14 protein-coding genes are annotated in these 14,629 nt (G+C 50.4%); 3 read left to right on the plus strand and 11 right to left on the minus strand.

Translation table 11 applies throughout. The features are described 5' to 3' along the window. Together NTX59_06190 and NTX59_06195 are read right to left on the minus strand one after the other, a co-directional pair. Window positions 1-600: WD40 repeat domain-containing protein (locus tag NTX59_06190; GenBank protein MCX5785259.1), on the minus strand; the 600-nt coding region annotated here is incomplete at its 3' end. 98 nt (window positions 601-698) lie between these two features. Further along, window positions 699-1,994: a DUF4384 domain-containing protein gene (locus NTX59_06195; GenBank protein MCX5785260.1), complete on the minus strand. Its 1,296-nt coding sequence runs from the start codon at window positions 1,992-1,994 to the stop codon at window positions 699-701. A 444-nt stretch (window positions 1,995-2,438) separates the two neighbouring features. Between NTX59_06195 and NTX59_06200 the strand changes: the two genes are divergently transcribed. Further along, complete coding sequence (locus NTX59_06200; protein MCX5785261.1) at window positions 2,439-2,822, plus strand: hypothetical protein; 384 nt, start codon at window positions 2,439-2,441, stop codon at window positions 2,820-2,822. Window positions 2,823-3,544: 722 nt separating this feature from the next. On the opposite strand, the gene NTX59_06205 is transcribed toward NTX59_06200, so the two are convergent. Next, entirely contained in the window at window positions 3,545-3,796 is a 252-nt protein-coding gene (locus tag NTX59_06205; protein ID MCX5785262.1) for a hypothetical protein, read from the minus strand. A 57-nt stretch (window positions 3,797-3,853) separates the two neighbouring features. Between NTX59_06205 and NTX59_06210 the strand changes: the two genes are divergently transcribed. Both NTX59_06210 and NTX59_06215 read left to right on the plus strand, forming a co-directional pair. Next, complete coding sequence (locus NTX59_06210; protein MCX5785263.1) at window positions 3,854-4,216, plus strand: type II toxin-antitoxin system RelE/ParE family toxin; 363 nt, start codon at window positions 3,854-3,856, stop codon at window positions 4,214-4,216. 16 nt (window positions 4,217-4,232) lie between these two features. Beyond that, complete coding sequence (locus NTX59_06215) at window positions 4,233-4,529, plus strand: helix-turn-helix transcriptional regulator (GenBank protein MCX5785264.1); 297 nt, start codon at window positions 4,233-4,235, stop codon at window positions 4,527-4,529. A 182-nt stretch (window positions 4,530-4,711) separates the two neighbouring features. Here NTX59_06215 and NTX59_06220 read toward each other — a convergent pair whose 3' ends face one another. From NTX59_06220 to NTX59_06255, 8 genes are all read right to left on the minus strand, one after another. After that, complete coding sequence (locus NTX59_06220) at window positions 4,712-5,683, minus strand: hypothetical protein (GenBank protein ID MCX5785265.1); 972 nt, start codon at window positions 5,681-5,683, stop codon at window positions 4,712-4,714. Window positions 5,684-5,799: 116 nt separating this feature from the next. After that, entirely contained in the window at window positions 5,800-6,912 is a 1,113-nt protein-coding gene (locus NTX59_06225) for an Ldh family oxidoreductase (GenBank protein ID MCX5785266.1), read from the minus strand. Window positions 6,913-7,094: 182 nt separating this feature from the next. Beyond that, complete coding sequence (locus tag NTX59_06230) at window positions 7,095-8,246, minus strand: UDP-N-acetylglucosamine--N-acetylmuramyl-(pentapeptide) pyrophosphoryl-undecaprenol N-acetylglucosamine transferase (GenBank protein ID MCX5785267.1); 1,152 nt, start codon at window positions 8,244-8,246, stop codon at window positions 7,095-7,097. A 108-nt stretch (window positions 8,247-8,354) separates the two neighbouring features. After that, complete coding sequence (gene ftsW, locus NTX59_06235) at window positions 8,355-9,500, minus strand: putative lipid II flippase FtsW (protein ID MCX5785268.1); 1,146 nt, start codon at window positions 9,498-9,500, stop codon at window positions 8,355-8,357. Between the two features lie 54 nt (window positions 9,501-9,554). After that, complete coding sequence (gene murD / locus NTX59_06240; GenBank protein MCX5785269.1) at window positions 9,555-10,928, minus strand: UDP-N-acetylmuramoyl-L-alanine--D-glutamate ligase; 1,374 nt, start codon at window positions 10,926-10,928, stop codon at window positions 9,555-9,557. 107 nt (window positions 10,929-11,035) lie between these two features. After that, window positions 11,036-12,121 (minus strand): phospho-N-acetylmuramoyl-pentapeptide-transferase, encoded by a 1,086-nt coding sequence (gene mraY / locus NTX59_06245; GenBank protein MCX5785270.1) that lies wholly within the window; start codon window positions 12,119-12,121, stop codon window positions 11,036-11,038. 454 nt (window positions 12,122-12,575) lie between these two features. After that, window positions 12,576-13,928 (minus strand): UDP-N-acetylmuramoyl-tripeptide--D-alanyl-D-alanine ligase, encoded by a 1,353-nt coding sequence (locus tag NTX59_06250; protein MCX5785271.1) that lies wholly within the window; start codon window positions 13,926-13,928, stop codon window positions 12,576-12,578. A 32-nt stretch (window positions 13,929-13,960) separates the two neighbouring features. Continuing rightward, window positions 13,961-14,548, minus strand: a complete 588-nt coding sequence (locus tag NTX59_06255) for a phospholipid scramblase-related protein (protein ID MCX5785272.1) — start codon at window positions 14,546-14,548, stop codon at window positions 13,961-13,963. Between the last annotated feature and the right edge of the window lie 81 nt (window positions 14,549-14,629).

A 14,629-nucleotide genomic window follows, 5' to 3' on the forward strand; every position in this document is an offset into this window, starting at 1 on the left:
AGCGACGCTGGTCACACTGTTCCCATGCCCCTCGAAAGTGCGCACAAGTTGGCCCGTGGCTATGTCCCAGAGCTTGAGGGTCTTGTCATAACTTCCCGACAGCGCGTATTGGCCGTCCGGAGAGAAAGCGACGCTGGTCACACTGTGCCCATGCCCCTCGAAAGTGTGCAGCAGTTTGCCCGTGGCTATGTCCCAGAGCGTGAGGGTCTTGTCATGATAACTTCCCGACAGCGCGTATTTGCCGTCCGGAGAGAAAGCGACGCTGTTCCCAGCCCCACCACTTCTCGCAAAAGTGCGCAGCAGTTTGCCTGTGGCTATGTCCCAGAGCTTGAGGGTGTTGCATCCCGACAGCGCGTATTTGCCATCCGGCGAGAAAGCGACCCCCATGGGGCCGCTCATCTCGCCCTCGTCCTCAAAAGTGCGCACAAGGCCGTTGAGCACTGGCGATTTACCGGCGGCCCAGCGAAATCTGACTACGCCACTATTTTTCCCGGTGTCAGTCGCGCCGCCGGCCTCATTGCCTACGGAAACTGCCAGACAGCACCCAACCGCTGCCAAGATCACGGCAAACAAAAGAACGAAACTCTTTACATTTTTCATTTTATTCTCCCGAAATGAACTAACTCACTAAACCCCCGGCACTTGGGAGCGCCCTTTGATGCCTGCCACAGATTAGCCGCCAGCCGGGATGGTAACTATTATTTGTGAATGGTGTAAACCCGGATATCATTTGCCCATTCGTCGCCGGACGTATCGAGAGCGTCAAACAGCCCGGAACTTGTCTTTATATCATTGATCAATTCCCCCACATCCCGTTTAATAGCTACCACCAATAAAGTTTCCACGGAGCTGTCGGTTCCCTTTAGTAACTGGGCGATTAGTGAAATACCCGCCTGGTGATGATTTTCGTCCGGGAAAATAAATGCTTTGCCGGCTTCAATCTTATTGGATAAATTTTCCGAAAAGGGAAAAACACGGCTGAGATTGCCGTCGAAATCAGCGCTGTATATGTACAGCCAGGCGTCGCGGTTTGAAACCACAAGAGTGCGGGCTTCCTGTCCTTCAATAAAACTGTTCTGGTTCAGCAAAAGCTCGACTTTAAATTCTTTGTCTTTGTTTGCTCTGGTCGGTTTAAGGCAGGCCTGAAGGACCATTTTGTAGTTTTTGCCTGAAACCCCTTCTTTGGTGATCTTTTCCTCTTCTATCACCGGACTTTTTGTCAGCCTCAAAATGCTCTCAAGATGATTTTGTATCGCAGAATCCTTAAAATCAATTTTAACAGGCTGCCGGAAACCCGAAACAAGTGCGACAGCCTTTTGCCTGGCGAGTGAAACAGCCATGGCGCGTGTAGCTGGCTCGCCGGTAATAACGGGGGTGACAGAATGTGATTCCACCCACCTGCAGCCGTTTTTTCCGTTTTGATTTAAGAACACCGCGTCCTCAGTGACTTTCCCTTCGGGAAGCATCGCGGAAATAATCGAATCAACAGAGGTTTTTTGTTCGTAAAGTTTTTTCATGTCCTCATCAAATTTAACTTCCGCCTTCGCGCTTCCCGCGATCGCCGAGGTTTCGGTTTGGATGAGCCGCGCGTGAATAATCAATTTCTTTTCCCCATAAGGTTCAATAGTTCCTACCAGCACAAACCCGGCTCCACCGAATTTGCCCACTTGGAGGGCAGCCGTCTGGTCGGTGAAGCCGGTCACATTAAACTTAATTTCACCCAGGAGTTTCGACACGAAACCGCGGTCCAATACCGTAAACTTTCCGCTTTTGACCATGTTATCGTTGACCGCATCCGAGATAAGTCTCCCAAGCTTGCTTACCTCGTCGTCGGGATTGCGAAACGGCATTACTGCAATGCTTGCCCCCCAGGTCTTTGTGCTTTCAATAATATCGTCGGTTATTTTACCGGAAGCTTTTTCAATCTGGTCGCGCGCATAACTGGTTGCCGCAAATGAAGAAACTAACAGTAATGATAATAAAATTCTTTTCATTGTTTTCCTCTATTCCCCTAATTGACATCAATCATAAATCCAAGTAAGTTTATCAAAAAATTGGACAAAACCGTTAAACACGTTGAGCGAAGCCGCTCTGCTGCTTAGTGGAATTATATCAGAATCCAGGGGACTGCGATGCAGAGCGCCGACTGGCTATGTGGATTGTAAAGTAATCGGAGGGTGAGAGCCGGCAAGGAAATTGGGTTTGTAAGGAGGGAACGGGTCATGAAGCCCTACTCGACCAGATCAGATTACTTTTTAAATGGTTTAAGAAAAAAATGATTTGATTATATTTACTGTTATTATCTGATATATACGTATAATTATACGTATCAAAATGCAATATATTATACAGTAAACATCAATATTGACATTATTTATACGTAATGCTATTATATTAAGTATACGTTCAATATATGTGTGCAAAAAAAGAGGTTTATTATGAAGATAGAACTTAAGCAAACTAAATCACTTGGTAAATATGAAATATCTTTAGACAAAAACGCTGTTCTAAGTATCACTGAAAGTTTATTAATCATTGATATCTCCAACTACCTAAAAAGCAATGACCATAAAGGTAAGTCGGAGGAATCTGCCTTTTGTGCCTTAGATGTTTTAGGAATGGACTGGATTGGCGGTCCAACTTACAGATGCGTTGGCTCTGATTTTTATAAAAATGTTTTTTTTGAATTATTTAAAAAAATGAGACCTGCTTCACAACAAATTGGAAGATATTTTAAAAAAGCTGCAAAAAAATTGGGGTTTGAGGAAATTCACATTCATGATGGACGTGGAACAAAAAAATCTGCTTACTATAGAAAATGATTGGAGTTCAGCACAATAAGCTTGCAGGTCTGGGTGTCAATGCCGGTGGTTAATTCAGGATTAGGAATGAGGTTATAAAAATCTGTTCTAATACTGTTCAGTAAGGAGTTCTCTATGTTTTGGATAAGTTTACCGGGGAGGGGTTTACGAATAGTGGCGCGTTATCTCGGCCAGTCCCCAATAATGAGAAGCTGGGGTGCACGGACTATTAAAAATCCTACAGTTACAAATTGGATTAAGAAAACATTTGCAGCTTTAATTATGAGAGGAGGCAGATAACTACCCCATGTAATCCGGTGACATAATACTCCTTTCACTGAAAATTACCCCGAGACTATGCTGTAGTGGAAGGAGATCGGCGGAAATCCGGTGACATAATACCTATATCTGTTCCGGTGTTTTTATGCTGACAAGTGCGTCTTGGCAGCAGATTGTACTTAAGTATTATGTCACCAGATTGCCCTAAATTTAAAGAAGCACTGAGTTAAGAAATTAGGGAACGTAATGTGCGGCGGATTTTTGGAGGGGTGACGAGGGGTTTGCCGCGCGGGGGTTTCCGGAGCCCGACTTGGGCTTGCAGTCAGCGGAGGGCGAGGATAAGGGGCGACGCGCTGGAGCACCCGGCCCCCGCGTGGTAAATCCCTCGTCAGGACCCCGACTGGGCTACCTTGCGGCTCTAAACCCAAAACATAAGTCTGGCGTTACCTTTTTAGTTTGCGGGTTTACAGCCAGCCGTAGAAGAATTGGACGCTGTGCGCGTCTATGGCACGCAGCGCATAGTAAAAGAACACAGGCAGGACAAGGGGAAGCGACAAAAGCAGCCAGGCGGGCGGTTTTACGGTTTCAAGCGGGGTCTGGCAGTCTTCCTCCCAGGTTTTGCCGCGGCGCAGCCAGGTTATAAGGTTATACATGGCGTAGCATTCCACCGCGAAAACGGGAAAACCAAGATAACCCGGCCCTTGACGATATACCATATATGTGATATACTATAAATATGATATTTATCATGATTTGTAGGTAAAGAAGGAATAATGGGCAATCAGATAAATTACGAAATTGAGTTTTATAAAAAAGCGGGCGCTGAACGATCGCCGGTGGATGATTACCTTGATACAATGCCGGAGAAACACCGGCAAAAAGCTATGGCAATCATGGCCAGACTTGAGGAAGAAGGGCCAAATTTGAAACGTCCACATGCTGATATTTTGCGGGGGAAGATCCGGGAACTTCGTTGTGGATTCCATACTTTTGAACACAGGTTTTTATATTTCTTCTGGAACAAGATTATTGTTATCACCCACGGATTTTTAAAAAAGACGCGGGCTGTCCCAGGAGGCGAAATTACAAGCGCGGAACAAGCAATGATTGAATGGACCAAACGAAACAAAGTTTAAATCTGAGAGGAATATTATGAAAATGATAAATAAGAAAAGGACTTTCCGCGACAGGCTCCATGAGGAAATGAAGGCGCCTGGATTTAAAGAGGGTTTTGAGCGGTATTACCTGGAAGCGGTTATTGCGGAAAAGATCGTAGAGCGACGAGAACATCAGCATATGACCCAGGTTCAATTGGCTAAAGCAATTGGAACGGGACAGGGCGCAATTTCGCGTATTGAGAGCGGAGAGCAAAATCTTACCTTTGGTATGCTTAAAAAGATTGCCGGCGTTTTAAAGTGCCGGGTGATTGTGGATTTAAGACCAGCTTAACCTGCTGAGCGCGAAGCCCCGCCCGGCCGGGCCCGCGCTGGCGCTTCTCGTTCGCCTTCCCCCCTGACCACAGATTTAACCCGAATTCTTCAACTGAAGAATTCGGGTAAACGAGCCAAAGTGCGGGACAAGCCCCGACTGTGCTACCTTGCGGCGCTAAACCCAAAGCGACTTGCGTGAGCTTACAGCCAGCCGTAGAAGAATTGGATGCTGTGCGCGTCTATGGCGCGCAGCGCGTAGTAAAAGAATACCGGCAACACAAAGGGAAGAGACAAAAGCAGCCAGGCGGGCGGTTTTACGGTTTCATGCGGGTTCTGGCAGTCTTCCTCCCAGGTTTTGCCGCGGCGCAGCCAGGTTATAAGGTTATACATGGCGTAGCATTCCACCGCGAAAACAGGAAAACCGAGATAACCCGGCAAAGGCATTTCAAAAAGCTTCCAGGGCCCGCCAAAGGGCACGTTGTAAAGCCATTTTGCCCCGGCTTTGTAATTCCAGAATTCCCAGAGGAAGCCGCAGATAACTCCGGAAACCAGCAGATTATAAAGCTTAACCGGCCGCCCTTTTTGCAGATCGCCCAGCAGCGATTTAAGGCCAAGCCTGTGATTTAACGGTTCACACAGGAAAATAAAAGCCGCCCAGACGAGGGCAAAAAAATATTTAGGGAATATAAGCGGCAGCGCAAGCATGGCCGCGCCGGCATAATAAAACTTTCCGGAGAGCTTCGGACTGAAGGCCAGAGGCCGCGTTCCGGCGTTCCTGAAAAGCCCCAGGGTTTCCAGCAGTTCCGTGGTTTCAAAAAGGCCCGGCAATACCGTGGCGAACGAGAGCAGGTAACCTATCCAGCGGATTTTAAGCGTCCAGGGCAGCCCGTTGTAGCGCCAGTTGCCAAGGCGCAGGTTCAGCATTTCAAACACCAGCCAGATGAAAACCGACCAGGGCAGAAGCGCGAAAAATTCATCCGTCCTTGAAACTATCAGGGAGTCCCCTTTGATATTGTAGATGATGGCGTCAATGATGAGGATATACGACCACCAGGCAAAAACAAAGAACATGTTGTGGAACGGCTCCAGTCCCAGGGCATTGCCGCCATAGCCCAGAAAGGCCATAAAAATGCCCGAATATATTATAAACTTGGATTTATATTCCTCAAGCATGGGATTTTCACTACTAGTGTAGAGTAGATAGTGTAGTGTGTAGAGTGTCGAAGGAATTTTTTTATAGCCTCTACACTATCTACTCTGCACTCTACACTTTCAATGACAATTTATTTTTAAAAATTGAACTTATATTTCTTAAGTCCGAGCTCCGCGCGCATGGCGAGCATTTCTTTCTGGGTTTCGCGGTTCAGCGGAACGCCTTTGTTTTTGCGGTAAAGCCAGGTAAGATGCTCTTTTTCCCCGGCGGTGTATATGCGTTTGGCGCCAGGCATTTTTTTCGAGGCACGCAGTTCGCGCAGAATGTTCCCCGCTATCTTTTTGAACGAGCGCAGGGGGGTGAACGCCTCTATGTTAATGGCCAGGAAAAAATGTCCCAGCGGGTAGGGCACTTTTTTACCATCTTTCACGCCGAGCAGCATCTTCATGTAAGCGCCCTGCTGCAGCGCGGCCGAAAGTATCTCAACCACGGCGCAATAACCGTAGCCTTTGTAACCGGCCAGTTCTTCGCCTATTCCCCCCACAGGCACCAGCGCGGCCGTGCCCGCAACCAGGTCCTTAAGTACGGCAACGGAGTCGGTCTTTGAATTTCCCTTTGAGTCTATAACCCAGCCTTTGGGCATTTTTTTGCCGAGTTTCGCGTAAACCTCTATCTTCCCGCGCTGAGTTATTGAAGTGGCGCAGTCAAGAAGGAAAGGAAATTTCTCGTCGGTAGGTATCGCGAAGGTAAGGGGATTTGTGCCCAGCATGTTTTCCACGCCGAAGGTGGGCGCGACCGAGGGCCGCGCGTTGGTGCCGGTTATGCCTATCATGCCGGCTTTTGCAGCCAGAAGGGCGTGGTAGCCCGCTATGCCGTAATGCGTTGAGTTCCGCACCGCCGTCATGCCCAGGCCGTATTTCCTGGCTTTCTTAATGGCCATATTCATCGCGCGCACGGAGATATAGTGGCCCATGCCGTTGTGGCCGTCTATTACCGCGGTGGTGGGCGTTTCTTTAACTATTTCAAACCTGGTTTTCGCAAGCTGGATGCCCTGCTTTATGCGGTCGTAATAGATCGGCTTAAGGCGCGAAACCCCGTGGGAATCAATGCCCAGTTTATCCGCCGTTATCAGGACATTGGCGCAGACGGCGGCTTCGGCGGCCGGCACGCCCAGCCCCTTGAAAACATCGCGCATAAAATTTTCCATCACTTCGAACTTTACCCACTTTGAACCTTTTTCAATTTCCATATTTCCTCCGTAAGCTTTCTGCCATATGCCGTATGCCTTAGGCCATAAGCCCTGCGGCTGTTCCAGCCGCGCCATATGCCGTAAGCGCAATACGCCCGCCATAAGCCATAGGCCATAAGCTATATAGGGAACTCCTTAAAAGCGTATGGCATATGGCGTAAAGCTTATGGCAGCCTTTCTGCCTATGGCTTAGAGCTTATGGCGTCTTTTTGCCTATGGCTTTTTTCAATTTCTTCTATAAGCGCCTTTAATTTTTCAACAGCTTTCAGCGGCGGCGGCGCCTGGACCCGCTTGAAATTGTTTTGCATCTCGCTGAGTTTTTCATGCTCTTTTATCAGTTCTTTAAGGCAGACGGCGAGTTCCGCCTCAAAGGCGGGGCCTTCTTTAAGCAATATGGCCGCGCCTTTCTCTGAAAGAACTTTTGCGTTCTCTTCCTGGTGGCCGGAGGCCGACGAGGGTAAAGGCACCAGCACCGCCGGTTTCGCGAGGCTGAGCAGCTCGGCCACCGTGCCGGCGCCTGAGCGCGCCACCACGAAGTCGGCGGCGGAGTAAAGGTTGTCCATTCTTTCCTCGTAGGCGATAAGTTTCAGCCATTTCGCTTCCAGGGTTTTGCCGTAGGCTGTCTTTATGCTTTCAAAATCCCGCCTGCCGGCAACATGGACAAGCTGGAATTTAAGCCCCAGGCCGGAAAGTTTTTTTACCGCATGGACTACGGCCAAGTTTAATCTCCGGGCGCCCTGGCTGCCGCCGAAAACAAGGAAAGAGGTCAGGTCTTTTTCAAGGCCCAAAAGCTCCCTGGCTTCGTCTTTGGGCTTTGGCTCGGAGAAAAAGGGTCTTATGGGGGTGCCTGTAAGCCGCGACTTGGCCGCGAAAGAATTGGTCCGCATAGGCAGACCCAGCGCCACCAGGCCCGCGAAACGGGCGCAGAGATAATTTCCAAGCCCGAATTTGGCGTTAGACTCGTGCAGCAGGGCCGGCACCCCCTTTATGCGCGCCGCGAGGAGCGCCGGAAAAGAGACATAACTGCCGGTGCCGAACACGACCGCCGGCTCAAAATCGGAAATAATTTTAAGGCAGGCGTTAAGCGAACCGCCGAGTTTACATGCGAAAGCTATGTGGGACAGGGGGTTAAGCGTCCTTGGCAGGGCGCGTGTGTCAATTTCGGCGTAAGGGAGATATGCCTCATCCAGCGTTTTTCGGGCCATGTCGTCTTTTTTTACCAGAAAAAGCGGCTCCCAGCCCGATGCTTTAAGTTCCCTGCCCACGGCAAATCCCGGGTAAAAGTGCCCGCCCGTGGCCCCCGAGGCGATAATGATTCTTTTAGATTTTTGCACTGTATATTTCTCCCTGGCAAGTAGACAGAATCCATTAGTCAGAATTCCTAATGTTCTGCTTCTGAATACTGACTTCTAACTTCTAACTCATAACTCTTAACTCCTGACTTACCATCTCACCGGGCTCCTGTGGGCTGAAATGTTGAGAATCAGTCCGACAGCCATAAGGCTTGCGAGTATTGAGGAACCACCGTATGAAAAAAACGGCAGCGGGATGCCCTTGGTAGGGATTATCCCTATGGCCATTGAAAGATTGAAGAAAGCCTGAAGCGTAACGGTAAGCGAGAGCCCGAGCGCCGCAAGCGTTGTATAAAGGCTCGGCGCGTTTCTTGCCACGCGCACGCCTTTTATCAGGAAAGCGGTGAACAATGCCACTATAAGAAGCCCGCCCGCGAGCCCCAGTTCCTCCGCGATCACGGGAAAAATGAAATCGGTGTGCGGTTCCGGCAGATACATGAGTTTTAGTTTTGACGCCCCGAGTCCCTTGCCGAGCCAGCCGCCGGAGCCCACGGCGAGCAATGACTGCACCAGCTGGTAGCCGGTGCCCGAGGCGTCCTGCCAGGGCGAGAGGAAGGTTTTAAGCCGCGCTATGCGGTAAGGATGCCTGAAAAGCTCAAATATAAAAACCGGCAGCACGCCCGTAAGCGGCAGGAATATGTGTTTCAATTTAGCGCCGGCCGCGAAAAACAGCATTAAGGCCACCAGGAAGATCAGCGCGGGTGTGCCAAGGTCGGGCTCAAGCGCTATCAGCGCGCAGACGATCCCGGTTATCGCATAAGGTTTGACCATAGCTTTCCATGAGGCCTGGAGCTGGCTGTTGTTTTTGTCAAAATAATCGGCCAGATAAAGTATCAGCGCTATCTTGGCGAATTCGCTCATCTGCAGTTTCATTATCCCGAGCGGTATCCAGCGCCGCACATGCGCCACCGGCCGCATGAACAGGGTGATCACAAGCAGCGCAATGGTGGCGAGTACGGCCGGCTTTATGAAATGCCGTATTTTCTCAAGGTCAAGGCGGATTATTACCCCGGTAAGAATAAGGCCGCCTAACATATATAACCCCTGGCGCTTGACGAAATAAAAAGAATTCAGCCCTTTGTTGGACGCGTAGATGGCGCTGGCCGAGTAAAGCGAAACCAGCCCGAAAACCAGCAGACAGAAAACTATGAAGAGAAGGGAATAGTCCATGTATTTAAGGCTGTGATTAGTTATCACATTATAATCCAGTCTTTCCCTTTTTGAAGCGTAGTCCATATTAAAAAGGCAGCGAATAGCGAATAGCGAATAGCGAATAGCTGGTGGAGATTCTCATTTAAGTTTTTTTACTAACTCCTTAAATTTACGGCCGCGGGCCTCGTAATCGCTGAACTGGTCGAACGAGGCGCAGGCGGGCGATAAAAGCACCAGGTCGCCAGCGGCGGCGTTCGCTCGGGCGGTCTTGATCGCGGTTTTAAGATCTTTTGACGGCGTAAGAGGGCAGGCGCCGGAAAGTTCTTTCTCGATTTTAGCGGCGGCCGAGCCTATGGTAAGTATCTCTTTCACATATTTCCGCAGCAGCGGTTTTAAGGGCGAATACGGGCTGCCCTTATCCAGCCCGCCAAGTATCAGGTGGATGTTTTTCGCGCCGCCCAAAGCCTTCAGCGCCACCAGTGTTGAGTCCACATTGGTGGCTTTGGAATCGTTTATGTATGTAACTCCTTCAAGCGCGCGCGCTGTTTCTATGCGGTGCTCCACGCCCTTAAAATTTGAAAAAACTTTTTTCAGCGTTTCAGGCTTTACCCCGGCGGCAAGCGCCATAAGCCCCGCACACATGGCGTTTTCAAGGTTATGAGCGCCCGGCAGGGCGGGCGCAGCTAAGCGGCAGGTTTCCCCCCCCGTTTTAAAAACAAGGCTGCCGCCGGATCCGCTGTAAGCGTTAAGGTCTCCCCCGCGGCGGGCCGAAGAAAAATAAAGCGTTTTCGCCTTACAAAGGCGCTCTAGCGCACGGCAGCGCGGGTCTTCGTAATTTAAAACGCAAAAATCATCTTTCCCCTGGAATTTGAAAACTTTTTCTTTCGCCTTTATATAGCCGGCCATGCCGCCGTGATGGTCAAGGTGGTCGGGGGTGATATTCAGCACGCAGGAGACCGCGGGTTTAAGGCGGGAGGAGTCTTCAAGCTGGTAGCTTGAAAGTTCCATCACTATAAAATCAGCGGCGCGCGCTTTTTGCGACAGGGCCGAGGCCGGAATTCCCACATTGCCGCAGACCAAAGCCCTTGCGCCCGTCCCGGCGAGGTGGCGTTTCATTATCTCTCCCAGAAGCACGGTGGTGGTGGTTTTTCCGTTGGTGCCGGTGACGGCCAGAAAATTTTTTGTTTTTGAGAAAGCCAGCGCTATTTCCACTTCGCTGAAAACCGGAATTCCCTTTTTTTCAAGTGAAACGATCAGCGGATTGGAGCGGGGCATGCCGGGGCTTTTTACGGCGAATCCGCAGGCGAAAACTTCGCGGCTGTGGCCGCCGGTTTCCACTTTTACTTTAGCGGGGAGGCCTTTGATCTTATCCCGCACTTCGGCCGCTTTTTTCGCCTCGCTCAGCAGTACGGAAAATCCCCTGGCGGCAAGCAAGCCGGCGCAGGCGGCGCCCGATTTTCCCGCGCCGATGATCAGCGCTCGTTTATTTTTGAATTTTTCAGGATGGAACATTATGTTAATTTAAAAGACAGTGTAGAGTGGAGAGTAGATAGTGTAGAGATTATAAGGAAATTCCTTAGACGCTCTACACTCTACACTATCCACTATCTACTTCTTTTTCACCTTATCTTCAGCGACGACAGCGCGAGCAGCATCAGCATTACGCCCACTATCCAGAAACGCATTGTGACCTTTGATTCGGCTATGCCTTTCAGCTCAAAATGGTGGTGTATGGGAGCCATTAAAAAAAGGCGTTTTTTATTCCGCAGTTTAAAGGAACCCATCTGCAGTATTACGGACATGGTCTCAATGAGAAAAATGCCGCCGGCCACCGGCAGCAGCAGCTCGGCTTTAACGCAGAGGGCGGCCACGCCTATGGCCCCGCCGAGAAAAAGAGAACTGGTGTCGCCCATAAAAACCTCGGCGGGATAGGAGTTGAACCAGAGAAAACCCAGACAGGAGCCCATCATGGAGCCTAAAAATACGACTATTTCCCCCGCTCCCTCCACGGGGATTATTTTAAAATAGGACGCCAGCTTGATATTGCCGGCCGAATAGGCGATAACGGCGAAAGTCAGCGCGGTAAACATTATAGAGCCGGCGGCAAGCCCGTCCAGGCCGTCGGTCAGGTTTACGGCGTTTGAAGAGCCGATTATAACTATCATGGCGAGCGCGAAATACAAAACCGAGAGGTTGAGGTAAACTTCCTTGGTGTAGGGGATAAGGAGCATGGTGGAATAGGCCGTGTTCGGCGGGCTGACGGCCAGGTAACCCACCACGACTATGGCGGTAAATATCTGCAGCGAAAATTTAAATTTTGAAGAAGCGCCGGCCGGATTCTTCTTGACCAGTTTCGTGTAGTCGTCCATCCAGCCCGTGAAGGCCAGCACTACCGTGGTAAAAAGCAAAAGCAGTATGAAGCGGTTGTCCAGCCTTGCCCAGAGCAGGGTGCCGAGCACCAGCGTAAAAAATATCAGCAGGCCGCCCATGGTGGTGGTGCCCTGCTTTGAAAGGTGGGACTTCGGGCCGTCGGTGCGCTGAACCTGGCCTATTTTATAGGAACGGAGCTTCGCTATCAGCCAGGGCCCTAAAAGAAGGCTTAACACGAATGAGGTGATAACGGCTCCGGCCGCCCTGAAAGTTATGTACTGCATAACATTTAAAGGGCTGAATAAACTTTTCAGGTGATACGCGTAATAAAGCATGTTTACTCCTTAAAAGCAGGCCACAAGTTCAAATCGTTAGTGCAACAAGCGGTGGAATTTATGTGTGTCGTGGCTGCAAGTTCGGGGGTCCTGCCGGCGGATTGCCCTTCGCCCCAGACCCGTGGGGGGACCCTCCCGTGGTCCCCCTCCACCCCGTATTGAGGGGTGGAGCCTCCTCCCCGCTACTGGGGCGCAGCGGGCAAACCCGCCGTCACCCCCTCCAATTATTCCCACGACACAATGGTATCCTGACTAGCCTTGTTGCACTAGCACCTTGAATGTGCTGGCGAACTATCTTAATTAAAATTCACTGGTATATTTTATTATTTTTAGGGAGGGTTTGCTTGGAGTAACGGCGGGAATGGGGTAATTGACAATCAATGGCGGTAAGGCAACATCTGAGTTCGCTGATTTACCGGTTCACTGATTACCGATTACCGGTTACTGATCACTTTCAACTTCCCCTTTCCATTCCCTCTATTATTTTTTCAAATTTCATGGAGCGGGAGGCTTTTATAAGGAAAGTTCCGCTTTTGCCTGCTATCAATTCCCTTGCCTCGGCGAGCCAGGCCGCCATTTCAGGCGCGTAGATAAGGCCTTTTCCCCCCGCCGCGTAAAAAGCGTTGGCCGCCGCTTTCATTTCAGGCCCGGCCAGGAATATTTTTTCCGCCGCAGCGGCAGTGAGCGCTTTCCCCAGCTCGGCGTGATAGGCGGCGGAATGCGCTCCCAGTTCTTTCATGTCCCCAAGCATCAGCCAACGCGGGGCCGGGTAATCCGCAAGTTCTTTCAGCGCCGCCGCCATGGATTGGGGGTTGGCGTTATAGGCGTCCAGAATTATAGTGGCTGCTTTAAAATGTAAAACCTGCATGCGCATGGGCGGCGGGGTATAGGTTTCAAGCCCTGCCTTTATCATATCCCACGAGAGCCCGCAGGCTAAAGCGGCGCCCGCGGCCGCCGCCGCGTTATAAAAATTGTGGCTGGCCGGAGCCGGGAGCGTTATTCTAAAGGACTTTCCCTCATGTGTAAGCTCCAGGGTTTTTCCCGGAGACACGCGGACATCGGCCTCTTTACCGCAGCCGAAGGTAAGGCCGTTGACTTTGGATTTTTCAAGGCGGGACAGGTAAGCGTCGTCCGAATTGTAAACCAGTTTTCCCCCGGCGGCAAGGCAGGCGGCCAGCTCGATTTTTGTTTCAAACACGGTTTCCATGCTGCCGAAATATTCCAGGTGCGACGGGCCGATATTCGTTATAATGCCGCAGGTGGGCCGGGCGAGGGTTCCGATCTCAAGAATATCGCCCTTGCGCGAAGCGCCGAGTTCAAAAACACCGAATTTGTGGCTTTGGTCCAGTTCAAGCAGGGATAAGGGCAGGCCGAACTGGTTGTTACAATTGCCGGCGTTCGAACAGGTTTTGCCGGCCTGCCGGAAAATTGAAAGAAGCATTTCCTTGGTAGTGCTCTTGCCGTTGGAACCTGTTATCGCGGTAAGCGGAATATTAAAGCGCTGCCTGTGCCAGGCGGCCAGACGCTGGAGGGCCAGCAGGGTGTTGTCCACGGCTATAACGGTTGCCGGCTTTTGGGCGGGCAGTTTTGCCGCTTCCGCTATCCAGCCGCCGGCTCCGGCTGCCAGGGTGGCGGGCAGGAAAGTATGCGCGTCGTAGTTAAGCCCCTTGAGCGGCAGGAAAAAATCCCCCTTCTTCACTTTCCGCGAGTCTGTTTCAAAACGGTCAAAGACCGCGCGCGGGTCGCCTTTCAGCAGTTTCCCGCCAAGCGCGCCTGTAAGAGTTTCAATGTCAGTTTTAAGGTCCATTTTTTAGATCCCAAATTCTTGCCAGGGGCGTTTCACCTTTCGAAGTACACCATATCTATAAGGAACAAGGCCCCAAGAAGCACGGCTTTTTGCTCCTCGTTCGCGCCCTGCGGGAACTTGACGCTGAAATTATCGGCGTCGGTGAAAACTTCTTTGCCCAGGCCGCTCCATTTTTTCACTATTTCACCTGTCTCAATATCGTTTTTTGAGATTTTGAAAGTCCAGGGGTGCAGGACAGGCGCGCAGATGCTATACATCACGGCTCCCTGGGGCTCTTCAACCGTGAATTTTTTTGTCAATATTGAGAACCTGCGCTTGATCTTTCCCAGGGGTCTGCCTTCGGAATTGAAAATTGTCGCCTCATGGAAGAAGAATCTGAACGGTTTTACGGATTTTATGACGGGCCGGCCTTCCATGGATAAAATGTGCATGGTCAAAGGCCTTAGCACCTTAAGGAACAATCTGACTAAAACCGAGCTCTCTTCGGCGGCCCAATACAGCTGCTGATTTGAAGAGTCTAAAACGGCATATTTGTTCTTTGTTTCAAAGCCGGTTAAAATTTCCCCCCATTCTTTTTTCTGCTGAACAATAACCGATTCCGCCGCTTTTAATTTTTCCATGTCTACTCCTTTATAAAACCACCGCCGCATTCCCGGTTAATTCTAACAAATCGCTTATTCAAAATATATACGGTTCTTCCG

This window comes from Elusimicrobiota bacterium (assembly GCA_026388155.1).
Classification (GTDB): Bacteria; Elusimicrobiota; Elusimicrobia; order Elusimicrobiales; family UBA9959; genus UBA9634.